General features: G+C 71.0%; 22 protein-coding genes. 10 read left to right on the top strand and 12 right to left on the bottom strand.

What is annotated here, in order from left to right:
• Window positions 1-235 precede the first annotated feature (235 nt).
• Window positions 236-2,524 carry a UvrD-helicase domain-containing protein gene (locus RCO28_RS05805; protein WP_308939870.1) on the top strand — a complete coding sequence of 763 codons (2,289 nt, stop codon included), beginning with the start codon at window positions 236-238 and terminating at the stop codon, window positions 2,522-2,524.
• Window positions 2,521-3,810, top strand: a complete 1,290-nt coding sequence (locus RCO28_RS05800; RefSeq protein ID WP_308939869.1) for an SUKH-4 family immunity protein — start codon at window positions 2,521-2,523, stop codon at window positions 3,808-3,810. The genes RCO28_RS05805 and RCO28_RS05800 overlap by 4 nt, the downstream gene beginning before the upstream one ends.
• A gap of 16 nt (window positions 3,811-3,826) precedes the next feature.
• Here the strand turns inward: RCO28_RS05800 and RCO28_RS05795 are convergent, their stop codons facing one another.
• From RCO28_RS05795 to RCO28_RS05775, 5 genes are all read right to left on the bottom strand, one after another.
• On the bottom strand, window positions 3,827-5,209 hold the full coding sequence (locus RCO28_RS05795) for a maltokinase (protein WP_308939868.1): 1,383 nt from the start codon (window positions 5,207-5,209) through the stop codon (window positions 3,827-3,829).
• Between the two features lie 174 nt (window positions 5,210-5,383).
• On the bottom strand, window positions 5,384-6,436 hold the full coding sequence (locus RCO28_RS05790; RefSeq protein ID WP_308939867.1) for a histidine kinase: 1,053 nt from the start codon (window positions 6,434-6,436) through the stop codon (window positions 5,384-5,386).
• 61 nt (window positions 6,437-6,497) lie between these two features.
• Window positions 6,498-7,196 carry a response regulator transcription factor gene (locus RCO28_RS05785; protein ID WP_308939866.1) on the bottom strand — a complete coding sequence of 233 codons (699 nt, stop codon included), beginning with the start codon at window positions 7,194-7,196 and terminating at the stop codon, window positions 6,498-6,500.
• Between the two features lie 100 nt (window positions 7,197-7,296).
• Complete coding sequence (locus tag RCO28_RS05780) at window positions 7,297-8,895, bottom strand: M4 family metallopeptidase (protein WP_374991100.1); 1,599 nt, start codon at window positions 8,893-8,895, stop codon at window positions 7,297-7,299.
• A gap of 361 nt (window positions 8,896-9,256) precedes the next feature.
• Entirely contained in the window at window positions 9,257-11,278 is a 2,022-nt protein-coding gene (locus tag RCO28_RS05775) for a M4 family metallopeptidase (RefSeq protein WP_308939864.1), read from the bottom strand.
• A 393-nt stretch (window positions 11,279-11,671) separates the two neighbouring features.
• On the opposite strand from RCO28_RS05775, the gene RCO28_RS05770 reads away from it, so the two are divergent.
• Complete coding sequence (locus tag RCO28_RS05770) at window positions 11,672-12,250, top strand: class I SAM-dependent methyltransferase (protein ID WP_308939862.1); 579 nt, start codon at window positions 11,672-11,674, stop codon at window positions 12,248-12,250.
• A gap of 101 nt (window positions 12,251-12,351) precedes the next feature.
• Here the strand turns inward: RCO28_RS05770 and RCO28_RS05765 are convergent, their stop codons facing one another.
• The 7 genes from RCO28_RS05765 to RCO28_RS05735 all read right to left on the bottom strand — a co-directional run bounded on the left by RCO28_RS05765 (window position 12,352) and on the right by RCO28_RS05735 (window position 17,986).
• Complete coding sequence (locus RCO28_RS05765; protein WP_308939861.1) at window positions 12,352-12,627, bottom strand: hypothetical protein; 276 nt, start codon at window positions 12,625-12,627, stop codon at window positions 12,352-12,354.
• The gene (locus RCO28_RS05760; RefSeq protein ID WP_308939860.1) at window positions 12,627-13,769 is read right to left on the bottom strand and encodes a hypothetical protein; all 1,143 of its coding nucleotides are present in this window, start codon (window positions 13,767-13,769) and stop codon (window positions 12,627-12,629) included. Before RCO28_RS05760 ends, RCO28_RS05765 begins: the two co-directional genes overlap by 1 nt.
• 16 nt (window positions 13,770-13,785) lie before the next feature.
• Complete coding sequence (locus RCO28_RS05755) at window positions 13,786-14,193, bottom strand: hypothetical protein (RefSeq protein WP_308939859.1); 408 nt, start codon at window positions 14,191-14,193, stop codon at window positions 13,786-13,788.
• A 128-nt stretch (window positions 14,194-14,321) separates the two neighbouring features.
• Window positions 14,322-14,954 carry a response regulator transcription factor gene (locus RCO28_RS05750; RefSeq protein WP_308939858.1) on the bottom strand — a complete coding sequence of 211 codons (633 nt, stop codon included), beginning with the start codon at window positions 14,952-14,954 and terminating at the stop codon, window positions 14,322-14,324.
• Window positions 14,944-16,272 carry a sensor histidine kinase gene (locus tag RCO28_RS05745; RefSeq protein ID WP_308939857.1) on the bottom strand — a complete coding sequence of 443 codons (1,329 nt, stop codon included), beginning with the start codon at window positions 16,270-16,272 and terminating at the stop codon, window positions 14,944-14,946. The genes RCO28_RS05750 and RCO28_RS05745 overlap by 11 nt, the downstream gene beginning before the upstream one ends.
• 26 nt (window positions 16,273-16,298) lie before the next feature.
• Entirely contained in the window at window positions 16,299-17,081 is a 783-nt protein-coding gene (locus RCO28_RS05740) for an ABC transporter permease (RefSeq protein ID WP_308939856.1), read from the bottom strand.
• Window positions 17,078-17,986, bottom strand: a complete 909-nt coding sequence (locus tag RCO28_RS05735; RefSeq protein WP_308939855.1) for an ABC transporter ATP-binding protein — start codon at window positions 17,984-17,986, stop codon at window positions 17,078-17,080. The genes RCO28_RS05740 and RCO28_RS05735 overlap by 4 nt, the downstream gene beginning before the upstream one ends.
• A gap of 291 nt (window positions 17,987-18,277) precedes the next feature.
• Here RCO28_RS05735 and RCO28_RS05730 point away from each other — a divergent pair, with 291 nt between their 5' ends.
• The 7 genes from RCO28_RS05730 to RCO28_RS05700 all read left to right on the top strand — a co-directional run bounded on the left by RCO28_RS05730 (window position 18,278) and on the right by RCO28_RS05700 (window position 25,186).
• A complete protein-coding gene (locus RCO28_RS05730) occupies window positions 18,278-19,468 on the top strand; it encodes an Ig-like domain-containing protein (protein WP_308939854.1) in 1,191 nt (396 codons plus the stop codon).
• A 225-nt stretch (window positions 19,469-19,693) separates the two neighbouring features.
• Window positions 19,694-20,935 (top strand): Ig-like domain-containing protein, encoded by a 1,242-nt coding sequence (locus RCO28_RS05725; protein WP_308939853.1) that lies wholly within the window; start codon window positions 19,694-19,696, stop codon window positions 20,933-20,935.
• Window positions 20,936-21,013: 78 nt separating this feature from the next.
• Window positions 21,014-21,781 (top strand): enoyl-CoA hydratase-related protein, encoded by a 768-nt coding sequence (locus RCO28_RS05720; RefSeq protein ID WP_308939852.1) that lies wholly within the window; start codon window positions 21,014-21,016, stop codon window positions 21,779-21,781.
• Window positions 21,782-22,077: 296 nt separating this feature from the next.
• Window positions 22,078-22,581, top strand: coding sequence for an ATP-binding protein (locus RCO28_RS05715; protein ID WP_308939851.1), 504 nt, complete (start codon window positions 22,078-22,080; stop codon window positions 22,579-22,581).
• 325 nt (window positions 22,582-22,906) lie between these two features.
• The gene (locus RCO28_RS05710; RefSeq protein ID WP_308939850.1) at window positions 22,907-23,677 is read left to right on the top strand and encodes a polysaccharide deacetylase family protein; all 771 of its coding nucleotides are present in this window, start codon (window positions 22,907-22,909) and stop codon (window positions 23,675-23,677) included.
• Window positions 23,674-24,876 carry a hypothetical protein gene (locus RCO28_RS05705; protein WP_308939849.1) on the top strand — a complete coding sequence of 401 codons (1,203 nt, stop codon included), beginning with the start codon at window positions 23,674-23,676 and terminating at the stop codon, window positions 24,874-24,876. The genes RCO28_RS05710 and RCO28_RS05705 overlap by 4 nt, the downstream gene beginning before the upstream one ends.
• Window positions 24,877-24,970: 94 nt before the next feature.
• Window positions 24,971-25,186, top strand: coding sequence for an EF-hand domain-containing protein (locus tag RCO28_RS05700; protein WP_308939848.1), 216 nt, complete (start codon window positions 24,971-24,973; stop codon window positions 25,184-25,186).
• The last annotated feature ends 575 nt before the right edge of the window (window positions 25,187-25,761 follow it).

Below are 25,761 nucleotides of genomic sequence, written 5' to 3'. Positions count from 1 at the left end.
GTGAACGAAGGGCTGCGTGAACGACGGCTCCGTGAACGACGGGCTCTGTGAACAGCGGAATTCCCCGGGAGACCTCGGGAGTTTGCCGGTACGTAGGGCGGGCGTTTGACGTCCGGTCCATTTCTGTGGCTATATTGAGTGTTTCTGTGTACGCACAGAAAAGGCCACTCATTCCTTGAGGTGTTCCCTCTGGAAGGTGGCCAACTAAAGACACCGTAGCCCATGAGGAGTGGAATTGTCAACCGGGGATTCCGTTGAATTGCAGCGCGAACAGCAATTCGTCGACCGCCTCTACGCCCGTCTCGACGAACTCCGGGCCGAGCGCGCGGCGGCCGCGCGCTTCGCGTTGGCGCAGCTGGGCAACGGCAGGCAGGCCAAGCTGGAGCGGGACATCACCGCCGATGAGCAGGCCCGTAGCGCCGCCGAACTCGCCGGTGTCGAATCCGGTCTCTGTTTCGGACGAATTGACCACGCGCGCACGGAAGGCGGTGGCGGCGGTGGCCACCATCACATCGGGCGTATCGGAATCCGCGCCGACGACGCCGCGCGCACCCCGCTCCTGATCGACTGGCGCGCGCCCGTCGCCCGCCCCTTTTATCTCGCCACCGGGCACACCCCGATGGGAATCCGGCGCCGCCGTCACCTCACCACCGAGGGGCGTACGGTCACGGAACTCCACGACGAGATCCTCGACCTCGACGACCCGACCCGCACCGGATTCGAGGGCCACAACGCCGACGAGGTGCTCCTCGCCGCCCTGAACACGGCCCGCACCGGCCGCATGGGCGACATCGTGCAGACCATCCAGGCCGAGCAGGACCGCATCATCCGCGCCCCGCACCGCGGCGTCATGGTCGTCGAGGGCGGACCCGGCACCGGCAAGACCGCCGTCGCGCTGCACCGGGCCGCGTATCTCCTCTACGCGGAGCGGGAGTTGCTCGCCAAGCGGGCCGTCCTGATCGTCGGCCCGAACCCGGCGTTCCTCGGCTACATCGGCGAGGTGCTGCCCTCGCTCGGCGAGACCGGCGTGCTGCTCTCCACCATCGGCGAGCTGTACCCCGGCGTGCACGCCACCGGTGCGGACACTCCGGCGGCCGCCGCCGTGAAGGGGCGCGCGGACATGGCCGAGGCGCTCGCGGCCGTCGTGCGCGACCGGCAGTCCGTGCCCGACCCGGTCCTGGAGATCGACCACGACGACTACGGCACGCTCCACCTGGAGCGCGGCATGGCCGAGGACGCCCGCGCGCGGGCCCGTACGACCCATCTGCCGCACAACCTCGCGCGCCCCTACTTTGTGTTCGCCCTCATCGACGCGCTGACCGAGCAGCTCGTGGACCGGCTCGGCGCCGACCCGTTCGGCGGGCCCAACCTGCTCGGGCCCGACGACATGGCGCAGATCGGCAAGGAGATCGCCACCAGCTCCGAGGTGCACGCCGCGATCGACTCGCTGTGGCCGCCGCTCTCCCCGCAGGGCCTGGTCGCCGACTTTCTGGAGGACCCGCGGGGGTACGTGCCGGACGCCGACGCCGAGGCGATCAGGCGCGCGCCGGGCGCCCCGTGGACCGAGGCGGATGTGCCGCTCCTGGACGAGGCGGCGGAGCTGCTCGGCATCGACGACTCCGCGGAGCGGGCCGCGAAGGAGGCCGAGCGGCAGCAGCAGATCGAGTACGCGCAGGGCGTGCTCGACGTCTCGTACGCCTCGCGGACCTACGAGTTCGAGGACAAGGACGAGGAGGACGCCGAGGTCCTCGCCGCGCACGACATCATCGACGCGGAGCGGATGGCGGAGCGCCAGGAGGAGGCGGACCACCGCACGGCCGCCGAGCGCGCCGCCGCCGACCGGACCTGGGCGTTCGGCCACATCATCGTGGACGAGGCGCAGGAGCTGTCGCCGATGGCCTGGCGGCTGCTGATGCGGCGCATCCCGACCCGCTCCATGACCCTCGTCGGCGACCCGGCCCAGACCGGCTCGGAGGCGGGCGTCGGCAGGTGGGCGGACATCCTCGCGCCGTACGTCGAGGACCGCTGGGAGATGGTCCGGCTCGGCGTCAACTACCGTACGCCCGCCGAGATCATGGACGTCGCGGCGGACGTGCTGCGCGCCGAGTCGCCCGAGTTCGAGCCGCCGAGGTCCGTGCGGTCGACGGGGGTGCGGCCGTGGGTGCGGCGCACGGACGATCTTCCCGGAGCCGTCGCCGAGGCGGTCGCGCGGGAGCTGCCCGAGGAGGGGCGGCTCGCGGTGATCGCGCCGCGCGGACTGCACGCGGAGCTCGCCGAGGTGCTCGACGGGGTCACCGCGGGCGCGGCCCCCGACCTCACACATCAGCTGGTGCTGCTCGACGCGCGGCAGTCCAAGGGGCTGGAGTTCGACAAGGTCGTGGTGGTCGAGCCGGGCGCGTTCCGCACGAGCGACCTGTACGTGGCGCTGACCCGGGCCACGCAGGGCCTGGGCGTCGTGCACAGCCGTGAACTGCCGTTCCCCGAGGAAGGATTGTCAGTGGTGGGTGGCAGCATGGCGGCATGAGCGAACAGGTGGACGAACTCGGACTCGAAGCCGAACTGGACGGTGTGCTGGCGGACCCGGCGCGGCTGCTCGACGCCGACCGCGCGGCGCTGCGAGCGCGCATAGAGGAGGCATCCCCTGGAGTCGGGCGCGAGGTCTTCCTCCAAGCGGAGGCGATGTTCGGCGTCGCGGACGTGCCGAGAGCCGAGTTCGCCGCCTGGCTGCACTTCGCGGCGGTGGCGACGGGTGAGTCCTCGTACGCGGAGCTGGTCGCCGCCGCCGAGCCGGGAATGCCGTGGCGGACGGTGTGGGCGTGGTGGCGCCCGGTCAACTGGTTCGTGGCGCAGCCGAGTTTGAACGGGGACTACTACAGGGTGCGCCGGTTGCTGCACGACGGGCGTGACGTGCTGGAGGTGGCCGACCAGCGGGGCCCCGTCCGGTTCGAGACCGAGACCGGGGACAGGGTGCAGATCCCGGCCGACGCCGAGCCGGAGGAAGGGGCGCCGCGGCTGTGGGACGCCCCACAGCTGCGGGACTGGGCGCTGAACGCGCCGTGGAACTGGAGCGAAGCAGACGTTCTCTCCGTCGAGGGGCACAAGTCCCGTCACCTGGTGACCGGGGAGCACGGTGTGGCGGTCCTCGAGACCGACGCCCGGACCTTGCACGACTGGCCGCGCGGGAAGGTCGACCCGTCGTCGAGCGACGCGGCGGAAGGCCTTGCTCTGCCGACCCGCAGACAGATCGAGGGGCCGCTCACCGCAGCGCGGGTGGACGAATCCTTCGGCGCGAAGTGGGCTCGGCGGATCCCTGCGGAGGATCTTCCCGAAGCGCTGCAACACCCGGCGAGCAGAGCCCACTTGACGGGCATCGGGCTGCCCGCATGGTGGTCGTGCGCGTTCGACGAGTACGAGACGTACACGCCAGACGCCATGAAGCCCGCCGTCGGCGACGGCCTGCCCGAGGACCTGATCGCCCTCGGCTCCTGCACGTACGGCGAGGTGTACCTGCACGGCGCCGAGGGGACGGTGCACGTCCACGGCAACTCCGACGGGCCGAGCAACGGCGAACTCGTCACCCTCGCCCCGGATCTCGACGTGTTCACCCGCGCACTGGAAGCCGTCTACCGCTACAGCAACGCCTGTTGGCACCCCTATCCGGCGGAGGGTGACCAGGACGACGTGACGCTGGTGTTCCTGGACGAGCTGAACGAACTCGCCCCCGGCCTTTTCGACAAGGGCACGCCCAGCGGCGAGCTGTGGTCCTGGATATACGCCGGGATCACGGAGTTGGGCGTCGACGGGTACTAGACGGGCTGGACGGGTACTAGCGGGGCGCCGCCAAGCGGCGGATGGCCGACATCGGCACCGGCAGCCAGTCGGGCCGGTGCCGGGCCTCGTACAGGACCTCGTACACCGCCTTGTCCGTCTCGTAGGCGCGCAGCAGCGTCCGCTCGGCGCGCGGGTCGTGGCCCGCGGCCTCGGCGTACCCGTCGCAGTACGCCTCCCGGCAGGCCGCAGCCCAGTCCGAGGCCCGGTGGGTGTACGCGGCGTAGTCGAAGGAGCGGAGCATGCCCGCGATGTCGCGTACGGCCGGGTGCGGGCGGCGGCGTTCGGCGAGGGGGCGGGCCGGCTCGCCCTCGAAGTCGATCACGTGCCAGGCGCCGTCCGCCCCGCACAGGCACTGCCCCAAGTGCAGGTCGCCGTGGACGCGTTGGACGGTGCGCCGGGTGTCGTCGAGGGCGCCGAGCGCGGTGTACGCGGCGGCCAGGGCGGGGGCGTACGGGCGCAGGGCGGGCACGGCGCGGGCGGTGGCGTCGAGCCGTTCCGTCATCGCGGCGGCAAGGGCCTCCGTGCGCGAGCGGGCGAGCGCGGCGATCGGCAGGGCGCGGGCGAGCGCCCGGTGGACCTCGGCCGTGGCACGGCCGAGCGCCGCGGCCTCGCGGGTGAAGGGGGCGCCGTCGTCGAGGGCGCGCAGTGCCAGCGTCCAGCCGTCGGCGGCGCCCGCGACGAAGGGCTGGAGCAGGCCGAGGACGTACGGCTCGGCGGTACCGCCCGGCCGCGCCCCGGCCCAGGCCACCGGGGTCGGCACGCGCGGGCAGTCCGCGCCGGCCAGGGCGCGGGACAGCTCCAGCTCGGGGTGGGTGCCGGGGGCGACGCGGCGGAACAGCTTGAGGATGTACGTATCGCCGTACACGAGGGAGGAGTTGGTCTGCTCCACGTCGAGGACGCGGGGCGTGAGGGAGTCGGGGACGGCCGGTCCGCGGGGGCGTTCGAAGTGCAGTGCGCCGAGGGCGCCGGGTGTGCGCAGCCGGTCGATCAGCTCCCCGGCGAGCAGCGGGTCGTGCAGCGCCTCGTACACGGCGAGCCCGGCGAGCGGGCCGCCTCGGGGGCGGCCGAGCAGCGCGTCCGACAGGTGCGGCGGGAGTGTTCGCCGTACGCCGAGCAGGAGTTGGTAGCAGTCCGTGTCCCGGCCGGGCTGCTGGGTGTCGACGAGCAGGTGCAGCAGACCGGGCTCGGCCGAGGGTGGCCGAAGTGCCGTCACCGAGACCGGGGCGAACCCGGTGACGGGCCGCCCTTTCCCGGCGAACCACCGCTGCCGCGGCAGCCAGTCCCGCAGCAGCGGGGCCAGCGAGTCCACGAGCTGCCGATGCTCGGCGCCGACGGGCCGGGCCCGTGCGGTCCCTGAACGCGTCACGGTTTCCGACATGCGTAGTGGTCCCCTTCCCGCCGCCGACTGCGCGTCGCGGCCCAGGGTGGAGTTGCCCGGAATGCGTGGGGTTCAGGTGCCCGGTGGCGCCACACGAGAAACGACCACGCCCCGCGCCGCCCCCCGACCGCACCCCACGCCCGGCCCCGCCCGACCGCTGAGCCCTGAAAGGACCTACCGCCGAGCCCTGAAAGCACCTACCGCCGCACCGACTTCGACACCAACCGCCCGTTCGCGAAGCACAGCCGGTACGCCCTGTGGGTTGACGGAACGCACCCGGACCAGCGGACCGACCCGTTCCACCGCCACCGTCACCTCCGTGCCCGGCGCGTGCTTCGCCGCGTTCGTCAGGCACTCCTGGACGACGCGGTGCACGGCGCGATCCGTCATCGGGGAGAGCGTCGGCCCGCCGTGCGAGGCGTTCAGCGTCACCACGAGGCCGGACTCCCGGGCCCGTTCGACGAGTTGGGCCACCGTCTCGTCGGCGGGCGAGAACGGAGGCGCGGCATCCGTCCGCAGTACGCCGATGACGTCCCGCAGCCGGGACGTCGCCGCGGCCGTCGACTCGCGCAGCTCCCGGGCCGCGGCCTGCCGGTCCCCCGGAAGGTCCGGGTCGACCTCGAAGGCCGCCGCGCGCACCGCGATCAGGGCCAGTTCGTGCCCGAGGGAGTCATGCATGTCGGCGGCGATCCGGGAGCGCTCACGCACCCGCTCGCGGTCGGCGATCACCTGCTGCTCGCGCTCCATCCGCGCCGCCAGCTCCCAGCCGGACCGGACGAGCTGCCCGTACTGCCGTACGCAGCGACCCGCCAGCCATGGGACGAAGGCGAGCGTCGCGAGCGTGAGCAGAAGCGTCAACCAGCCCCAGAGCAGCGGCCGTTCACGCAGCAGCGTCAGGGGAAGGCCGAGCGCGCCCGTGCCCGCCAGGAGGTGGACGGCCGGCCGGGCCCGGTCCAGGCGGAGTCCGGCGAGCCAGCCGAAGGCGACCAGGGCCGGGGAGCACGGCACCAGGAACTGTTCCGGCGTCAGCCACAGCACCAGGCCGAGCACCAGGGCGAGGGCGAGCAGCGGCCGCGCCCGGGAGACGAGGACGGCCCCGCCGAGCACGGCCACGGCGAGGGCATCGCCGAGGCCGTCGAACGGGGTGCCGACCAGCAGTACGGGGGCACTGACGGCACCCCAGAAGACCAGGTCGATGAGCCGGTCACGGGGCCGTTCGCTGCGCATGCGACCACCTTGCCCGATCGTCGGCGGCCGGGCCCCCGACGAAAGTCATGGACGAGCAGCGTCAGGCCGGGCCGTCCGAGTGTGCCGCCCCCGCCTCGTACGCGAGGATCGCGAGCTGGACCCGGTTCTTCAGGGCGAGCCGGTTCAGGACCGCGCTGACGTGCGCCTTCACGGTGCCCTCGACGACATGCAGACGCGCCGCGATCTCGGCGTTGGACAGGCCCGCGCCGACCAGGGCGACGACCTCGCGCTCGCGGGCGGTCAGGGCGGCGAGCCGGGCGCGGGCGTCGGCGGCGCGGGTGAGGCGGTCCGGGCCCAGGTGGGCGATGACGCGGCGGGCGATCTCGGGGGAGAGGCAGGCGGCGCCGTCGGCCACGGCCCGTACCCCGGCGAGGAGTTCACGCGGATCGCCGGACTTCAGCAGGAAGCCGCTGACGCCGCAGCCGAGGGCACGGGCGATGTACGCGTCCTCGGAGAACGTGGTGAGCATGATCAGCGCCGTGCCGGGCGCGGTGCGGCGCAGCTCCTCGGCTGCCTGGAGCCCGTCGAGCCGGGGCATGCGGATGTCGAGCAGGGCCACGTCCGGGCGGTGCCGGAGCGTGAGGTCGATCGCCTCGCGCCCGTCGGCGGCCTCGGCGACGACGTCGAGGCCGGGGGCGGCGGAGAGGATCGCGCGCACCCCGGCGCGCAGCAGGGCCTCGTCGTCGGCGAGGAGCACTTTCAGTGGCTGCGGGGCGCTCAGTGGCTGCGGGGCGCTCATGCGGTCAGCGTAGACGGGCGGTACCGGACCAGGTCCGGTACCGCCCGCCGTCGTCACGTCAGGTGCGTTACGTCAGGTGCGTAACGTCAGGTGCCGTGGCTCAGTGCTTGCCGCCCTTGGCCGCCTTCACGTTGACTCCCGCCCAGGCCGCGTCCACGCCCTTGTACTCGGCGGAGTCCGCGCCGTACAGGTCCTTGGCGGAGTCGAGCGTCGCCGTGCGGGCCTTGGCGTAGTCGGTGTTGGACGTCATGTACGTGGTGAGGGCCTTGAACCAGATCTTCTCGGCCTTCTCCCGCCCGATGCCGGTGACGGCCTTGCCGTCGGCGGTCGGGGAGTCGTACTTCACGCCGTTGATCTCCTTCGCGCCGCTGCCCTCGGACAGCAGGTAGAAGAAGTGGTTGGCGACACCCGACGAGTAGTGGACGTCGATGCTGCCGATGCCCTTGTACCAGTCGTCCTTGGACTTGCCGTCCTTGGAGGGCTTGTCCATATAGCGCAGCGGGGTGCCGTCGCCGCGGATGTCGATCTTCTCGCCGATGAGGTAGTCGCCGACGTCTTCCTTGTTGTTCCCGGCGAACTCGACGGAGGAGGCGAAGATGTCGCTGGTCGCCTCGTTGAGGCCGCCGGACTCGCCGCTGTAGATCAGGCCCGCGGTGTTGGAGGTGACGCCGTGGGTCATCTCGTGCGCGGCCACGTCGATGGACGTCAGCGGCTTCGCGTTGCCCTCGCCGTCGCCGTACGTCATGCAGAAGCAGCTGTCGTCCCAGAAGGCGTTGACGTAGTTGTTGCCGTAGTGGACGCGCGAGTACGCGCCGACGCCGTCGCCCTTGATGCCGTCGCGGCCGTGCACGTTCTTGAAGTAGTCCCAGGTCAGCGCGGCGCCGAAGTGCGCGTCGGCGGCCGCGGTCTCCTTGTTGGCGGGGGTGCCGTCACCCCACTCGTCGTCCTCGCCGGCCACCAGCTTGCCCTGGCCCGACGTGCCGCCCCCGAGGTCGTACGTCTTGTGCTCGCCGCGCTCGACGTCGGTCAGCGAGAAGCCGCTGGACTCCTGCTTGGCGCCGAGCTCCACGTCGCCGCTGTACTGGGTGTGGCCGGCACCGGTGCGGATGTCGTCCCACTGGAAGATCTTCTTGCCGGAGCGGGCGTCCGTGACGACGTGCAGCCGGCTCGGGGTGCCGTCCTTCTTGGTGGACTTGACGACCTTCTCGTACGCGAGGCGCGGGGTGCCGCTCGCCGCCCAGACGACGGCGCGGGCGCCCTTCGGCGCGGCCTTGGCGCGTGCGGTGTCGACCTTCAGGTCACCGGCGCGGGCCTTCGTGACGCCCTCCGTCTTGCGGGACTTGGTCTCGTGCACGACCAGGTCGCCGCCGAGGACGGGCAGTCCGTCGTACGTGCGCTCGTAGCGGGTGTGGACACTGCCGTCTCGGTCCTTGACGACATCCCGGACGACGAGCTTCTCGGCGCCGGAGAGGCCCAACTCCTTCGCCGTACGGGCCTTTTCGGCGTCCGCGTCGCGCAGCAGCTCGGCGCGCTGCGAGGCGGAGAGCTTCACGGGCGCGGCGGCGGGGGTCGGCTCAGGGGTGGGCGCCGCGTTGGCGGTGCTGAGGCCGGTGCCGATCAGGGCGGCGGCGATGATCGCCGTGCCCGCGGCGGTGGCGGCTCGTCTGGTGGACATGTGGCGCGATATGTGGGGCGACACTCTCTACTCCCTGGATGTGGGGTGTCCGGACGGCGTGGGGGCCCATCCGGACGGGGAAGTACGTAGTGCTGGGTGCTGTGTTGCGGCTGTGCCGTGCGGGGAGAGAGTTTCACCTAGGGCGCGTACATGTCAGGAGGGTTTCGCCAGGTTGACCGAAACTTGACCAATACTCGTGGCGCTCCGTCCGATATGCGAACCCGAGACGCGAACCCGAGACGCGAACCCGAGACGCGAACCCCCATACGCAAGCCCGATACGCGAACCAGATACACAAACCCGATAGGTGACCCAGAAATGCGAACTGGGCGACGCCCCGGGCAAGTTGCCCCGGACGCCGCCCGCTCGCCCCCGTCCGTGCCGGTTACGGGAACGTCAGCTTCCAGCTGTTGATGTACCCGGTGTCCTGCGCCGCCCGGTCCTGCACCCGCAACTTCCAGGTGCCCGCGGCGCGTTCCCCGGAGGCGTTCACCGTGTACGTGGTCCGCACGTCGTCGGCCGAGTCGGACGAGCTGAACGGCTTCAGGTTGAACACCGTCCCGTCCGGCGCGACCAGGTCCACCACCAGGTCCCCGCGCCAGGTGTGCTCGATGTCCACGCCCACCTTGAGGTCGGACGGCGCGTTCCCCGTCCGGTCGGCCACGGCGACGTCCGAGGTGACCGCCGCCCCGTTGTCCGGGATCGCCACGTCGGCGGTGTTCTCGTACACCGCACCGCCCGGGTCGCCGCCGCCCGGCCGCGCACCGACGTTGACGCCCGCCCACGCGTCCTGCACGGCCTTGTACTCGGCGCTCGTCGCGCCGTACAGCTCGGCGGCCACCGCCTCCGTGCCGGAGCGCGCACCCGCGTAGTCCGTGCGGGAGTTGAACTTGGTGGTCAGTGCCTTGAACCAGATCAGCGCGGCCTTCTCGCGGCCGATGCCGGTGACCGGCAGCCCGTCGGAGGTCGGCGAGTCGTACGCGACGCCGTTGACGGTCTTCTTCCCGCTGCCCTCGGAGAGCAGATAGAACCAGTGGTTGGCCGGACCCGAGGAGTAGTGCACGTCGATGCTGCCGATGCCGGAGTACCAGGCGTCCTTCGAGGCGCCGTCACGGCTCGGCCGGTCCATGTAGCGCAGCGGGGTGCCGTCGCCGCGGATGTCGATCTTCTCGCCGACGAGGTAGTCGCCCACGTCCTGGGCGTTGCCCGCGTGGAACTCGACGGCTGCGGCGAAGATGTCGCTGGTCGCTTCGTTGAGGCCGCCGGACTCGCCGCTGTAGATGAGGCCCGCGGTGTGGGAGGTGACGCCGTGGGTCATCTCGTGCGCGGCCACGTCGATCGAGGTCAGCGGCTTGGCGTTGCCGGAGCCGTCGCCGTACGTCATGCAGAAGCAGCTGTCCTGCCAGAAGGCGTTGACATAGTTGTTGCCGTAGTGGACGCGGGAGTACGCGCCGACGCCGTCCCCGCGGATGCCGCTCCTGCCGTGCACGTTCTTGTAGTAGTCCCAGGTGAGCGCGGCCCCGTAGTGCGCGTCGGCGCCCGCGGTCTCCAGGTTGGACGGGCTGCCGTTCCCCCACACGTCGTCGGCCCCGCTGAACAGCGTGCCCTGCCCTGAGGTGCCGCGGTTCAGGTTGTACGTGCGGTGGTTGCCGCGGGCGGTGTCGCTGAGCGTGTAGTTGCTGCCCGACTGCGCGGTGCCGAGGGTGACCTGGCCGCTGTACTGGGTGTTGCCGGTGCCGTTGTGCACGGCCTGCCGCTCGAAGAGCTTCTTGCCGGTGCGGGCGTCCGTCACGACGTGCAGTTCGTTCGGCGTCCCGTCCTTCTGCAGTCCGCCGACGACGGTCTCGTACGCGAGGACGGGCGCGCCGCCGTGGCCCATCCAGACGACCTTGCGCGCCGAGGCGTCCGTACGGGTCGCCCCGTCGGCCTTCGCGAGCCCGACCGCCTGGCGTTCGGCGGCCTTCGCGGTCACCTCGGCCCGGGTGCCGACACCGGCAAGCCGGGCCCGGCTCGCCTTCGCCACGGCCTCGGTGCGGCCGGCCTCGCTCTTGCTGACGACCAGGTCGCCGCCGAGGACGGGCAGTCCGTCGTACGTGCGCTCGTAGCGGGTGTGCGTGCTGCCGTCCCGGTCCTGGACGAGATCGCGGACGACGAGCTTCTCGGCGGCGGAGAGGCCCAACTCCGTTGCCGTACGGGCCTTTTCGGCGTCCGCATCGCGCAGCAGTCCGGCGCGCTCGGACGGGGAGAGCTTCGCGGGCAGCGCGCCCGGGTCGGCCTTGCCCGCGGCCGCGGCGGGCCCGGACTGGAGGCCGACGGAGAGCAGGGCGGCGGTGGCGAGCAGCGCGCCGACGGCGCCGGTGCGTCTGCGGCGGGAGCGGGGGGAGGTGCGTGGGGAGGTGCGTGTCACAGCTGACTCCTTCTGCGGGCCGCGGATCGCGCGGCCGACGGGACCGGACGGTGGGTGGCCGCCCGGGCAGAACAAGGCAGAGCACGGTGCAGGTGGGGGGAGTACGCGACGAACGCGTCGGCGGTGGAGCCGTGGGGGAGCAGACACGTCCGGTGCAGGGGAAGAGTGTCAGCAGAGGCGGAACATGTCAGGACCACGTCAGCAGGTTGGCCGGAAATGGTCCGTTGGGCGGAGGGGAGTGTTCGCTATCCGGACGCGGGTGGGGGGTGTCGGTGAACCCCCTCTCAACTCCCGCGCTCATCTGGCATGTTGGGGACCCACCTCAGTGATCGTGTACGCGAGGACGGGGCTGTACGCGCTGAGCGTGCGGCTCTGACCCCCGGAAAGGACGACATGAGCAAGGTCGGTACCGCGGCACGAGAGCTCCCGCCCCACGTCACGACAGCCGAGGGGATCGCCGCCGACCTCGGCTTCGGGAAGAGCTGCATCCCCGAAGTCGGCCGACTGCTAAGGGCGTTGGCCGCGTCCAAGCCGCACGGGCTGATCGCGGAGAGCGGCACGGGCACGGGGGTCGGTACGGCCTGGCTGCACAGCGGCCTGGGCGCCGGGGCGCGCCTCGTGACCGTCGAACGGGACGAGGAACTGGCGCGCCGCGCGTCGGCGGTGTTCGCGGCCGACCCGCGCGTCGAGGTGCTCACCGGCGACTGGCGCCTGCTCGAACAGCACGCGCCGTTCGACGTGTTCTTCTGCGACGGCGGCGGCAAGCGGGACGACCCGCAGGCCGTGGTCGACCTGCTCGCCCCCGGCGGCATCCTCGTCATGGACGACTTCACCCCGTCCCCCGAGTGGCCGCCCCGCTTCGAGGGCGAGGTGGACGAGCTGCGGGTCTTCTACCTCACACACGGGGCGCTGGCCGCTACGGAGGTTCTGACCACGCCGACGACTTCGGCCCTGGTGGCCACGCGCCGTTAGGGGTGCGGGCGCGGGCTTTTCCCCTACCCGCCCCTTCCCGAAACTGGGGCTCCGCCCCAGACCCCGCTCCTCAATCGCCGGAGGGGCTCAAATTGAGGGGCCTACAACGCCTCGATCCCACCCACCACCAGCAACGGCGCAGCCGACAGAACAATCGCCCCCGTGGCAAGCCCCGGCCGAATGTCCCGCTTCCCGATGTGCCCCAACACCGCAGCCACCGGCGGCAGTACGAGCAGGGCGAGCAGGCTCCAGCGCCAGCCCTCCTCGTTGGCGAAGAAGAACAACAGCGCGAGATACGCGGGCACCGTGAACGCCGACAGCAGCCGAGCCCGGGAGAGGTACATCTCCAACTGCTCGTCCGAGAACGAGAACCCCATCACGAGACCACACGGTTGTCGTAGCCGGCGGAGCTGGCCTCGGGGAAGCCGTCGGCCGCCGAGAAGCCGTTGACCGCCGTGGCCATGGTGATGCCGAGCGCGGTGATGGCGAGCATCGTCGCGTCGAAGGCCTTCACCAGGGCCGCGTACCGCTGGATGATCATCACGGCCTGCGCGGCGGCGAGCGCGAACATGGCGACCGAGGCCACCTGGCCGCCGACGGGAATGGCGTTGATGGCGGTGGCCGCCGCCATGTTCGCCATCCAGATGATCGCCATGTCGGCGATGAAGACGATGCCGGCCTTCAGCACTTCGGCGAGCTGGAACGCCTGCATGGCCCCCTGCTGGTAGCAGGACTTCAGCGACTCGAAGGTCTCCTTGAACTGCCCGAGCTTCCCGCCGAATTCGTCGAAGTAGACCTTCGCCGCGTCATAGGCGTTGCCCTGCCAGGTCACCCCGACATTCCCGGTGCCCTTCTTCAGGTTCGCCGCCGTCGCGTCACAGAACGAGCCGAGGTTGCCCCAGACGGTGGCGCAGTCGTTGTACTTGTTCCAGTCGCCGAAGACCCAGTTGTTGATCTCGCCGAAGATGTCCACGCCGAAGAGGAGTTTCACCGCCTCCACGGCCACCGTCGACGGGCTGCCCAGGTCCATCACCGTGCCGAGCGTCTTCTGTACCGGGCTCTGCTGGAACTCCGCGGCGTGCCCCTCGCCGTACGCGATCAGCGGGTTGTCGCTGTCGCCGTCCGGCTTCTTCAGGGTTGCATCGGCGTCCTCCGCGTCCCCGAAGTCGCTGCCATTGCCGCCCTCGGAGGCGCCGCCACCACCGGCCTTGGAGCCCGGGTAGGTGGAGTCCATCCGCTCGGCCTCACCCCGGTCCGTCTCCCGGTAGTACGTGGCGGACTTGGCCAGCTCCGTGTGGGACGAGCCGAGGACGCTCTCCATCTTCCGCAGCGCCTTCTTGGCGCCCTCCACGTACTCGTCGTGGCTGCCGGCGACCGTGTCCCAGAGGCTGCCGCCGAGCGCCTTGTCGATCTCCGTGTTGTTGGTCGCGTACGCCACGGCCTTCGTGGCGCCCTCGGCGCCGCGCGAGACGAGCGAGGCGAAGCCGTCGATCGCACCCGGTTCTACGTTGAAACCCACGGTGTGTGCCCGCCCCTCAGTACAGTGACCAGCCGCGGCCGTCGTGCCGCTGCTTCTTCGCCGCCTCCGCGGCCGCCTCGCGCCGCTCCCCGTCGATCTGCTCCTGCTCGGCGGCGATGGCGCGCCGCCCCTCGGCGGCCACCTCCTCGCGCTCGACGTCGGACATCGACGCCCACTTCTCGGTCATCGGCCGGGCCTGCTCGATGAGCCCCTCGGAGTACGCGGAGACGTTCGCCGCCTCCCGCAGGCTGGAGCGGCCCGACAGGACCTCCCGGGCCATCTCCTTCAGGGCGTCGCCACCGTGCCCGGCGGCCAGGGTCTCCAGGGACTTGCGCAGCAGCCGGGCCTGCGCCGGGTCGCCCTGGGACATGTCGAGCAGTTCGGAGTCGTCGAACCGCTTCTCGGGATCAGGCCCCTCGGCCACGTGCCCTCCTAGAGGCAGATCTCAACAGGTGTCCTGCGAAGCTATGCATGCAGAACAACGGCTCCGATGCGCCGCCGTCACAGAACTGTCACAGGGCCTGGCCCCGATGTGCCCAAGTCCTGCCCGTTTCAGCCGAGAATGCCCCGGTCGTACGCCGTCGCCACCGCAGCCGCCCGGTCCTTCACGCCCAACTTGCCGTAGATGTGCGTCAGATGGGTCTTGACCGTCGCCTCGCTGATGAACAGCTCCGCGGCGATCTCCCGGTTCGGGGTGCCCTTCGCGACCAGGGCGAGGACCTCGCGCTCGCGGGCCGAGAGGGGCTCGCTCCCCGGAGCGCGCACCCGGGACACCAGGCGCGAGGCGACCGCGGGGGAGAGGACCGTACGCCCCTCGGCGGCGGCGCGGACCGCGGTGAACAGCTCGTCGCGCGGGGCGTCCTTGAGGAGGTAGCCCGTCGCGCCGGACTCGATCGCGGGCAGGGTGTCCGAGTCGGTGTCGTACGTGGTGAGGACCAGGACCTTCGCGCGGGCCCCGGTCCTGCTCAGCTCCTCGATGGCGGCCACCCCGCCGCCGCCCGGCATCCGCAGGTCCATGAGGACGACGTCCGGGTCGAGTTCGGCCGCGAGACGGACGGCCTCGACGCCGTCGGCCGCCTCGCCGAGCACGTCGAAGCCGGGCGCCGCCGCGAACATGCCGCGCAGACCGTCCCGTACGACAGGGTGGTCGTCGACGATGAGCAGGGTGATGCGATCACTGGTCATGGCGGAGCAACGGTACGCGAGCGGAGACCGCCGTGCCCTGCCCCCGCTCGGACTCGACCGTCACCGCCCCCGCCACCCGTTCCGCCCGCGCCCGCATCCCGTCGAGCCCGAAGCCGCCCGAGCCCGAACGCGGCTCCACGGCAAGGGGTTCAAATCCCCGGCCGTCGTCCCGTACGTCGAGGGCGACCTCCCCCGCCATGTACGACAGGGTCACGCCCACCCGGCCCGCGCCCGCGTGCCGGTCCGCGTTGGACAGCGCCTCCTGGGCGATGCGGAGGAGCGTCGCCTCGATCTCGTCGTGCAGCGGCTCCGCCGTACCCGTGACCGTGAACCGGGCGCGCACACCCGTGCGTTCGGCCCACTCCGCCACCGTCTGCTTCAGCGCCTCGGGCAGCGCGTGGTGCTCCAGGGCGGCCGGGCCGAGGTTCTGCACCGAGCGGCGGGCCTCGCCCAGGCTGTGCCGGGCCAGGGCGGACGCGCGGTTCAGATGCTCCTCGGCGAGGGCCGGGTCGGCGGTGCCGGAGACGACCTGGAGCTGGGCGATGATCCCGGTCAGTCCCTGCGCGATCGTGTCGTGGATCTCCGCGGCGAGCCGCCGCCGCTCGTCCGCGACGCCCGCCTCCCGCGCCTGTACGAGGAGTTGGGTGTGCAGCGCCGCGTTCTCGTCCAGGGCCTGCTGGAGGCGGGCGTTGGTCTCCTCCAGCTCGGCGATCGTCGCCCTGTGCACGGTCGCCCGCTTCTCCTCGTGCAGGGCGAGCTGCCCGAACACGTAGATCAGCACGATGTGCACGGCGAGCACCGCGGCGAACAGCAGCCAGCCGGCCCGGTCCCCGGGCGGGAAGCCGCCGGACTGCGAACCGGCGATGGTGACCGCGGTGCCGAACAGGCCGACGGGAACCATGCGGCGCGGCAGCTCCCGCTCCGCGCCGAAGTAGCCGAGCACCGCGTAGAACGCGGCGAACGGGTTCAGCCACGACAGCACGAACGCGATCGCCCAGCGCACCCCGTAGTACACGGCCCCCGCGGTGCTCGGACCGGCCGAGTGCCGCGGGCTCACCAGGGTCCACCACACCTGCAGCGCGAACCCCGCCACGACCAGGCCGGCCGCCGCCCACCGCTCGGCCGTCGACGTGAGCAGGAACCCGTCCGTGGCGACGAGCAGCACGGCCGTGAACCCGAGCAGGGCGTACGGGCCCCAGCGCAGGAACAGCTCCCAGCGCCGCTCGACCTGGGCGTGCGCCGTCGCCGCGTCGAGGGGCGCGGCCTCCGCCGCCGCCCCTCGGGTCAGCCGGGAGGTGATGCCGCGCCTGATGCCCATGGCCACAGTCTGGTCCACAGCCCTGCTCACTCCCAGCGGAACCAGCGGGCCGCCGCGCCCGTCAGGAGCACCGTCCACAGCGCGAGCGCGCCCAGGTGCGTCAGGCTCGGCCAGTCGCCCGCACCGGCCGCGCTCAGGGCCTGGGACGCGGCGCCGAACGGCAGCACCTCCATGATCCGGCCCAGCATGTCCGGCATGGTCTGCACCGGCATCCACAGGCCCGCGCTGAACATCATCGGGAAGAACGCCACCGCACCCACCGCGTTCGCCGCCTTCGACGTACGCGAGAGAGCCGAGAGCAGGGCGCCGAGGGAGAGCGCCGCGCACACCGAGAGCGCGAGCGCCAGAAGGTACCCGAGGCCCTGCTTCGGCAGCGGTACGTCGAACGCGAGCGCACCCACGGAGATCGTCAGGGCCGCCGAGACGAGCGCGGCGATCCCGTGCAGCGCCATCTGCGCGCCCAGGACCGTGGCGGGCCGTACCGGGGTCGTCGACATGCGGCGCAGGATGCCCTGCTCGCGATAGCCGGTGATCACCGGAGGCATGGCCTGGACGGAGGCCATGAGCAGGGAGGTGAGGATGGCGATGGGCACGTACACATCGATGAGCCGCATCCCCGGGATGGCCTCGCCGACCTCGCGGAAGACGGGGATCGTACCGAGGACGACGAAAAGCCCGGTCGGAAAGATCATGATCCAGAACAGGCTGCCGGGCTCGCGGCGGAACAGCGCCAGCTCCGCCTTGAAGACGGCCCCGTCGGCCCGGGACGGGGTGAGGCGGGAACGCGTGGGTGTGGCGAGGGCACTCATGTCGTGGCTCCCGTGAGGTCGAGGAACGCGTCGTCCAACGTGGCGTCGACGACACGGAGTTGATGGGCGGTGACGTGCTGCCGGGCGAGCAGCGAGATGACGGCGTTGACGGTGTCGTCCGTGCCGTTGACCGTGACCCGGCCGTCCCGCTCGTCGGTCGCCACGGACGTCGCCGCGGGCAGCTCGGCGAGCTCGCGCGGGTCGAGTGGCCGGGACGGCGTGAACGAGATGACGGTGGAGCTCGCGGACCGCCCGATCAGGCCCGCCGGGGTGTCGAGCGCGGCGAGCCGGCCCCGGTCGATCACCGCGATCCGGTCGCAGAGGCGCTGCGCCTCCTCCATGAAGTGCGTGACCAGGAGGACCGTCACGCCGCTCGCCCGCACCTCCTCGATCAGCTGCCAGGTGTCCCGGCGGGCGCGCGGGTCGAGCCCGGTGGTCAACTCGTCGAGCACGACCACGCGCGGCCCGCCGATCAGCGCGAGCGCGATGAACAGCCGCTGCTTCTGGCCGCCGCTGAGCTTCCCGAAGCGGGAGTCCAGCTTCTCGCCGAGCCCGAGCCGCTCGGCCAGCGGCCGCCAGTCGACCGGCTTCTCGTAGAACGCGCTGTACAGCTCCAGCGCCTCGCGCACGGTGAGCTTCGCCTGCAGCTCGCTCTCCTGCAGCTGGGCGCCGAGCAGCTGCGTGACCTCGCGGTGGTCCGCGACCGGGTCGAGCCCGGCGACCCGCACGAGCCCGGAGTCGGGGACGCGCAGCCCCTCGACGCACTCGACGGTGGTGGTCTTGCCCGCGCCGTTCGGGCCGAGAACCCCGAAGATCTCCCCTTCCTCGACGGCGAACGACACCCCGTCGACGGCGGCCCTGCCCCCGTAGACCTTCCTCAGGTCCCTTACCTCGATGATTGCCATGCATGCGAGCTTCGCGGGGGCGGGCCGTGCGGACCATCCACCATCGCGCTCGAAGCGGCATCAACCGATCGGTGGATACGGGGGTACGACTGGGGCGGGAGCGGTACCCATTCCAGCCCGTCTGGGGGCACCTCCCGGCCGAAGGCTGGGGGAGTTTGAGGACGAGCCCGCAGGGCGATCGACGGTGCGCCAGTCGACGGTGCGCCAGTCGACGGTGCGGGCACGTTTCCCTTGAGCGGGCAGCGTCGTTGTGCAGGCGTGAGACGACAGCTTGCGACAGTACTGACATGGGTGGGCCTCGCCGCCCTTCTGGCCGGCCTCGCCGGCTGCTCCGGCAGCGGGATCGACTCGGTCGACGCGGTGTTCGGCAAGGGCACGGCCGAGGACGCGATCCGGATCACCCCCGGCCACGGCGAGCGCAGCGTCAGCGCCGACCAGGCGCTTGAGGTCGAAGTGCCCGCCGGGCGCCTGGAGTCCGTGAAGGTGGTCAAGTTCCAGGACGCGCAGGACACCGCCGTACCGGGGCGGATCTCCGAGGACGGGCTGCGCTGGGAGCCGAAGCACCAGCAGCTCGCCCTCGCCGCCAAGTACACCGTGGACGCGGTCGCGTTGGACGGCCACGGCCGCCGGCACGCCCGCCACGTCAAGTTCACCACCTTCGTACCGGACGAGCGTTTCGTCGCGTACGTGAAGCCGGAGAACCGCTCCACCGTCGGCACCGGAATGATCGTGTCCCTGGAGTTCAACCAGGAGATCGAGAACCGCGAGGCCGTCGAGCGCGCCGTGCGGGTGCGGTCGAACCCGCCCGTGGAGATCGCCGGGCACTGGTTCGGCAAGACCCGCCTGGACTTCCGCCCCAAGGACTACTGGCAGCCCGACACCCAGGTCACCGTCGACCTCGGCCTGCGCGACGTGGAGGGCTCGCCCGGCGTGTTCGGCCTGCAGCGGAAGCAGTTCGGCTTCACGGTCGGCCGCAGCCAGGTCTCCCTCGTCGACGCCGCCAAGCACACCATGGAGGTACGCAGGGACGGCGAGCTCCTCTCGACCCTGCCGATCACCGCGGGCAGCGGCAAGAACACCACGTACAACGGCAAGATGGTGATCTCCGAGATGCTCGACGTGACGCGGATGAACGGCGCGACCGTCGGCTTCACGGACGGCGACGGCAAGGGCGAGTACGACATCCCGGACGTGCCGCACGCCATCCGCCTCACCACCTCCGGCACATTCCTGCACGGCAACTACTGGGCCCCGTCCTCCACGTTCGGCAACACCAACGTCAGCCACGGCTGCGTGGGCCTGAGGGACGTCAAGGGCGGCCACTCGGACACCCCGGCGGGCTGGTTCTTCGACCGGAGTCTCGTCGGGGACGTGGTGGAGGTCGTCAACTCCAAGGACAAGAAGGTCGATCCGGACAACGGCCTGAGCGGCTGGAACATGGACTGGCGGAAGTGGCGGGCGGGCTCCGCACTGCGCCGCTGACCTCGACGGGAGAGGGAAGACAGGACCTGGCGTCCCGGCCGCGCGGACCGGTGCCGCCCGCCTCTCCTCGCCGGGCCCGCAACCCCTCGCCCCCCGACGCCACTTGGAACGGAACGGTGACATTCCGGGGGAGTCGTCGTCGCAGGTGGTGCCGGTAATCTTGCGGTGTGCGCGAGTTGCGCAGGGGTGCGGGGCCGGATCTGGCCTGGCGAGGGGAGACAGATCGTGAACGGGCGACCGATATCGGGGGCGTCGGTTGGTGCGCGGGGGCGCCGCGGCAGTGGGCGGGGAAGGGCCGTACTGACCGCCGTACTGACCACGGCACTGTTCGCCGTGACCGCCTGCGGCGGTTCGGGGGGAGACGACGGGAAGGGCGGCTCGGGCCGGGCGAAGGCCAACGAGCCCTCCAAGGCCGTGGTGACGATCGCGCCCAAGGACGGCTCGAAGTCCGTGGCCACCAGCGGCGCCCTGAAGATAACCGCCGACGAGGGCAAGCTGACCGAGGTCGAGGTCGCGGACACCAAGGGCAACGAGATACCGGGCGAGATCACCGCCGACGGCTCGGCCTGGAAGCCCGACCACCACCTCGCCGCCTCGACGAAGTACAAGGTCCACGCCACGGCGAAGGACGCCGCGGGCCGCGAGTCCGCGAAGGACACCACGTTCACGACGCTCACCCCGCAGAACACGTTCATCGGGCACTTCACGCCCGAGGACGGTTCCAAGGTCGGTGTGGGCATGCCGTTCTCGGTCAACTTCACCCGCGGCATCACGAGCCCGGAGGCCGTCGAGAAGGCCATCGAGGTCACGGCCGAGCCGAAGGTCGAGATCCGCCACAAGTGGTACGGAAACGACCGGATCGACTTCCGCCCGGAGAAGTACTGGAAGCCGGGCACCAAGGTCACCGTGAAGCTCAACCTCGACGGCGTCGAGGGCCGCCCCGACGTCTACGGCGAGCAGGCCAAGACCGTCTCGTTCACCATCGGCCGCAGCCAGGTCTCCACCGTCGACGCCAAGTCGAAGAAGATGACGGTCGAGCGCGACGGCAAGCGCATCAAGACCATCCCGATCACGTCCGGCGCCCCGGCCACGACCACGTACAACGGCCAGATGGTCATCACCGAGAAGCACAAGGTGACCCGGATGAACGGCGACACGGTCGGCTTCGGCGGCGAGTACGACATCAAGGACGTGCCGCACGCCATGCGCCTGTCCACCTCGGGCACGTTCATCCACGGCAACTACTGGGCGGCGCACTCCACGTTCGGCAACACCAACGTCAGCCACGGCTGCGTCGGCCTGCGCGACCAGCGCGGCGGTGGCGACGGCGGGACCCCGGCCGCCTGGTTCTACAACCAGTCGATGATCGGCGACGTGGTCGTCGTGAAGAACTCCAAGGACAAGCAGATCCAGTGGTGGAACGGCCTCAACGCCTGGAACCTCGACTGGGACGAGTGGGAGAAGTAGCCGCTGTCGTACGGGGCCCGGTGCAGTGTGACCCACTGCACCGGGCCCTTTCCGTGAACGGCCGTTAGCCTGCCGTCCATGACCGTGAATCTCGAAGTCTCCGCAGGCGTCGGCACGATCCGCCTGGACCGCCCCCCGATGAACGCCCTCGACATCGCCACCCAGGACCGGCTCAAGGAGCTCGCCGAGGAGGCGACGCGGCGCGACGACGTCCGTGCCGTGATCGTGTACGGCGGCGAGAAGGTGTTCGCGGCCGGCGCGGACATCAAGGAGATGCAGGACATGGACCACGCGGCCATGGTCCTGCGCTCCCGCGCCCTCCAGGACTCCTTCACCGCGATCGCCCGTATCCCGAAGCCCGTCGTCGCCGCCGTCACCGGCTACGCGCTCGGTGGCGGCTGCGAGTTGGCGCTCTGCGCGGACTACCGGATCGCCGCCGACAACGCCAAGCTCGGCCAGCCGGAGATCCTGCTCGGCCTGATCCCGGGCGCGGGCGGCACCCAGCGCCTGGCCCGCCTGGTCGGCCCGTCCAAGGCCAAGGACCTGATCTTCACCGGCCGCATGGTGAAGGCCGAAGAGGCCCTGACCATCGGCCTGGTGGACCGCGTCGTCCCCGCCGCCGAGGTGTACGAGCAGGCGCACGCCTGGGCCGCCAGGCTCGCCCAGGGCCCGGCGCTCGCGCTGCGCGCCGCGAAGGAGGCGGTGGACACCGGCCTGGAGACGGACATCGACACCGGCCTCGCGGTCGAACGCACCTGGTTCGCCGGTCTGTTCGCCACCGAGGACCGCGAGCGCGGCATGCGCAGCTTCGTCGAGGAGGGCCCGGGCAAGGCCAAGTTCCTCTGAGTCACTTCCATCTCCGGAGTATCAACTGCCTCACGTTCACGAGGAGTTGACACTCCCGGGGGAATGGCATCGGCGGGCTCCGGCTTATCCGTTCCTTAAGGCAGCCTTAAGCGCGGGGCGCCCACTGAAGGGTTCGTACGACCGTCAACTGCCGGTCATCGCAGGTCAGATGGGGCGCACCGGCATCATTCGTGCCTTAGGCATATGCCGGTGCGCACCCCCGGAATTGGTGGTTCCGGGGGGCGTATTCCGCAGGAACGGCCCCGGAGGGCGCCCTGGCCCGCCATGATGGGTGCATGGCGGGGCTTGAGGGCAGTGAACGACCGCGGCGGCACGGCGCAGTGACCGCCATGCGGTGGACCCCGGCCGTCGAGGACGAACAGGCCCTGAAGGCCCTGGAGTTGTACGGCAATCCCACGGACGCCGAGGTGCCGCTCCCGTCCCGCCCCGAGTCCGCGGGCGCCGCGCGCCGGCTCGCCCAGGTCGTCGTGCTCCGCAAGTGGGGGCTCACACCGCAGGTCGCGGAGATCGTCGTGCTGCTCGTCTCGGAGCTGGTGGGCAACGCCGTACGGCACACGGGCGCGCGCGTCTTCGGCCTGAAGATGGGGCGCAGGCCCGGCTGGATCCGCGTCGAGGTCCGCGACCCCTCCCGCGGGCTGCCCTGCCTGATGCCGGTGCAGGAGACGGACACGAGCGGCCGCGGCCTGTTCCTGGTCGACAAGCTCTCCGACCGCTGGGGCGTGGACCTGCTCCCGCGCGGCAAGACCACCTGGTTCGAGATGCGCATCACCGAGCGCTGAACTCCCTTACGGGCACGGTCTCGTGTGCCCGTACGCACAGAAGCCCCCTCGCGCCGCGTCGCGGCGTTGCGGGGGCTTCTGTGGGCGTGCCGTGGATCTTCGGGGGTGTGATCCACGACCGCTGAGACGACCTGGCCCGGGTCAATGGGGGTCGATGCATTCAACTATGGCAGACCGGGCGTGCTTCACCAAATGAATCCATGGTGACCTGTGGCACCTACCTTGTAAACGTTGGTTAAGCGCAAACTGTGCGGCAGGTGACCCGTAAACGTCCTAATTTGGGTGAATCATTACCAATGAAGGGGCCTCGCCCTTAAATAGCGGGGTGACTTCAACGGACCGCCGCGGCGCCCTGCGTACCGGAGCCCTGTTCGCCCTCGCGGGCGCGCTCACCGCCGCCTGCGGCACGGACGACACCGCCAGGAGCACCCCCGAGAAGAAGACACCCCCCTCCGCCGCGCCCCCGGCCGCCGGACCCCGCCGCTTCCCCGGACTGCCCGGCCAGATCGAGCACGGCCCCCGCGACCGCCCCCGCGTCGCCCTCACCTTCCACGGCCAGGGCGCCCCCAAGACCGCCAAGGCCCTGCTCGCCGAGGCCGAACGCGCCGAGGCCCGCGTCACCGTCCTCGCCGTCGGCCGCTGGCTCGACGAACACCCCGAGATGGCGCACCGGATCCTCGACGGCGGCCACGAGATCGGCAACCACACCCTGCGCCACCTCGACATCAACTCCCTGCCCGAGGACGAGGCGTACGCCGAGATCACCGGCTGCGCGAACCGCCTGCGACGCCTCACCGGATCCATCGGCACCTGGTTCCGGCCCTCCCGCGCCCAGTACGCGAGCCCGCTCGTGCGCAAGCTCGCCCAACGCGCCGGCTACCCGCACGTCCTGTCGTACGACACCGACTCCCTGGACTTCACCTCGCCGGGCGCACCGACCGTCGTGCGCCGCGTCACCGGCCGGATCAGGAAGGGATCGGTGGTGAGCCTGCACTTCGGGTACGCGGACACGGTCGCCGCGCTGCCCGCCGTCCTGGAAGAGATCGACCGCCGCGGCCTCGGCGCGGTGACCACCACGGAGCTGCTGACCACATGAACCCCCACCCGAAGACCCGCCTCCCCCTCACCCGGCGCACCCGCGTCCTGATGTGCGCCTCCCTGCTCGCCGCGAGCGCCGCCCTCGCCGCCTGCGCCGCCCCCGCCGACGACAACTCCCGCGCCTCGCTCGCCGAGAAGCCCGCCAAGCCCAAGAAGGTCGAGGACGGCCTGCCCGGCATGCCGCCCGTCCTCGACCCCAACGACCTCTACGCCGCCGACCGGCCGAACAAACTGTCCCCGGTGGTCAAGGACTTCCCCTCGCGCGTGTACGTCCCCAACACCAACTCCAACACCGTCTCGGTGATCGACCCGAAGAAGTTCGAGGTCATCGACACGATCGACGTCGGCACCCAGCCCCAGCACGTCGTGCCCTCCTGGGACCTCAAGACGCTCTGGGTCAACAACAACCGCGGCCACACACTCACCCCCATCGACCCGAAGACCGCCAAGCGGCGCGGGCCCGACGTCGAGGTCCACGACCCGTACAACCTCTACTTCACGCCGAACGGCAAGCACGCCGTCGTCATGGCCTCACTCGACCGCGAGCTGGTCTTCCGCGACCCGCACACCATGAAGCGCGAGCACACCGAACCCGTCAGCTGCTACGGCGTGAACCACGCCGACTTCTCCGCCGACGGCCGCTACTTCATCGTCTCCTGCGAGTTCTCCGCCGAACTCCTCAAGGTCGACACCCAGAAGATGAAGGTCATCGGCCAGCAGAAACTGCCCTTCGAGGGCGCCATGCCGCAGGACGTCAAGATCTCCCCCGACGGCAAGACCTTCTACATCGCCGACATGATGGCCCACGGCGTCTGGGTCCTCGACGGCGAGAAGTTCACCACCCCCAAGCTGATGCCCACCGGCAAGGGCGCCCACGGCCTCTACATCAGCCGCGACTCCAAGGAGATGTACATCCCCAACCGCGGCGAGGGCTCCGTCTCCGTCTTCAACTTCCCGAAGAACAAGCTCACCAAGAAGTGGTGGCTCCCCGACGGCGGCAGCCCCGACATGGGCGGCGTCTCCGCCGACGGCAAGGTCCTCTGGCTGTCCGGACGGTACGACTCCGAGGTCTACGCCATCGACACCCGCACCGGCGCCCAGCTCGCCAAGATCCCCGTCGGCGGCGGCCCGCACGGCCTCGCCGTCTACCCCCAGCCCGGCCGCTACTCCCTCGGCCACACCGGCGTCTTCCGCTGAGCTCGTCCGCTGACCCGGACTCTCCGGACGGACACCGGAACAGGCCCCGATAATCTGACCTCCGTCAGTAACGCACCAAGAAGGGGTGGACCCAGTGGCGGACATCGAGGCAGCACGCGCGCAGTTCCAGCGGATCGACACGGACGGGGACGGCTTCATCACCGCCGCCGAGTTCAAGCAGGCGCTCGCGCAGGGCGGCGACTGGAACGTGACCGACTCCGTGGCCGAGGCCGTCATCGGCGCGCAGGACAGCAACCAGGACAAGGTGCTCTCCTTCGACGAGTTCTGGACCCACCTCAGCAAGGCCTGAGCCCCACCCACCGTGGGCCCCCCCCCCCGTGGTGCGGGCCCACGGCCGCGTTCCCCGCCACGGCCCGCGCCGCCCGCCGCCGTGGTCGCCGCCGCCCATAACCCCGTACTCACCGACCTCTTCGCCGAGTTCCCCCCGCCCTCCGACAGGCCCTCACCGACCCCCGACCAGAGCGACGCGGAGGGCGCCGCGCGGGCGCTGCGGGGAAGTTGGGGGAGGCGTTGGGGCGGTTGCGGGGGTGATGGGGCCGGGGCGTAACCCGTACGGATTCGACTCGTTGTTCGGTTCGTGAACGTTGATGCACGTGGTGAGCGGCGCGGAACGGTGAGGGTTTGTATGGCTGTGGGGAAGGGGTGGTACTGCGAGCGGAGTTCGGATCGGCATGACCTCAAGAATGGGCTGTGCAGGGCCCATTACGTGCAGATGTGCCGGGGGAAGCGACTGACTCCTTTGGCAGATGAGTCGGTTCGCGACTGTGGCTTCAGCGGCTGCGTTCGTGCGACGGTAGCCAAGGGGCTGTGCAGCGGTCACTATCAACAGGCCAAGTCTGGACAGGAATTGAGGCCCCTGCGCCC

The organism is Streptomyces sp. LHD-70, from assembly GCF_031157275.1.
GTDB lineage: Bacteria > Actinomycetota > Actinomycetes > Streptomycetales > Streptomycetaceae > Streptomyces.
Note: the sequence above shows the minus strand (reverse complement) of the source record. Positions and strands in the feature narration are given on the sequence as shown.

What these genes read in the sequence shown, in the direction of transcription:
- RCO28_RS05770 (WP_308939862.1), top strand. Translation starts at nt 11,672, where the DNA reads ATGAGCAAGGTCGGTACCGCGGCACGAGAGCTCCCGCCCCACGTCACG.
- RCO28_RS05750 (WP_308939858.1), bottom strand. Translation starts at nt 14,954, where the DNA reads ATGACCAGTGATCGCATCACCCTGCTCATCGTCGACGACCACCCTGTC.
- RCO28_RS05790 (WP_308939867.1), bottom strand. Translation starts at nt 6,436, where the DNA reads ATGCGCAGCGAACGGCCCCGTGACCGGCTCATCGACCTGGTCTTCTGG.
- RCO28_RS05735 (WP_308939855.1), bottom strand. Translation starts at nt 17,986, where the DNA reads ATGGCAATCATCGAGGTAAGGGACCTGAGGAAGGTCTACGGGGGCAGG.
- RCO28_RS05745 (WP_308939857.1), bottom strand. Translation starts at nt 16,272, where the DNA reads ATGGGCATCAGGCGCGGCATCACCTCCCGGCTGACCCGAGGGGCGGCG.
- RCO28_RS05800 (WP_308939869.1), top strand. Translation starts at nt 2,521, where the DNA reads ATGAGCGAACAGGTGGACGAACTCGGACTCGAAGCCGAACTGGACGGT.
- RCO28_RS05795 (WP_308939868.1), bottom strand. Translation starts at nt 5,209, where the DNA reads ATGTCGGAAACCGTGACGCGTTCAGGGACCGCACGGGCCCGGCCCGTC.
- RCO28_RS05785 (WP_308939866.1), bottom strand. Translation starts at nt 7,196, where the DNA reads ATGAGCGCCCCGCAGCCACTGAGCGCCCCGCAGCCACTGAAAGTGCTC.
- RCO28_RS05715 (WP_308939851.1), top strand. Translation starts at nt 22,078, where the DNA reads ATGGCGGGGCTTGAGGGCAGTGAACGACCGCGGCGGCACGGCGCAGTG.
- RCO28_RS05765 (WP_308939861.1), bottom strand. Translation starts at nt 12,627, where the DNA reads ATGGGGTTCTCGTTCTCGGACGAGCAGTTGGAGATGTACCTCTCCCGG.
- RCO28_RS05740 (WP_308939856.1), bottom strand. Translation starts at nt 17,081, where the DNA reads ATGAGTGCCCTCGCCACACCCACGCGTTCCCGCCTCACCCCGTCCCGG.
- RCO28_RS05705 (WP_308939849.1), top strand. Translation starts at nt 23,674, where the DNA reads ATGAACCCCCACCCGAAGACCCGCCTCCCCCTCACCCGGCGCACCCGC.
- RCO28_RS05720 (WP_308939852.1), top strand. Translation starts at nt 21,014, where the DNA reads ATGACCGTGAATCTCGAAGTCTCCGCAGGCGTCGGCACGATCCGCCTG.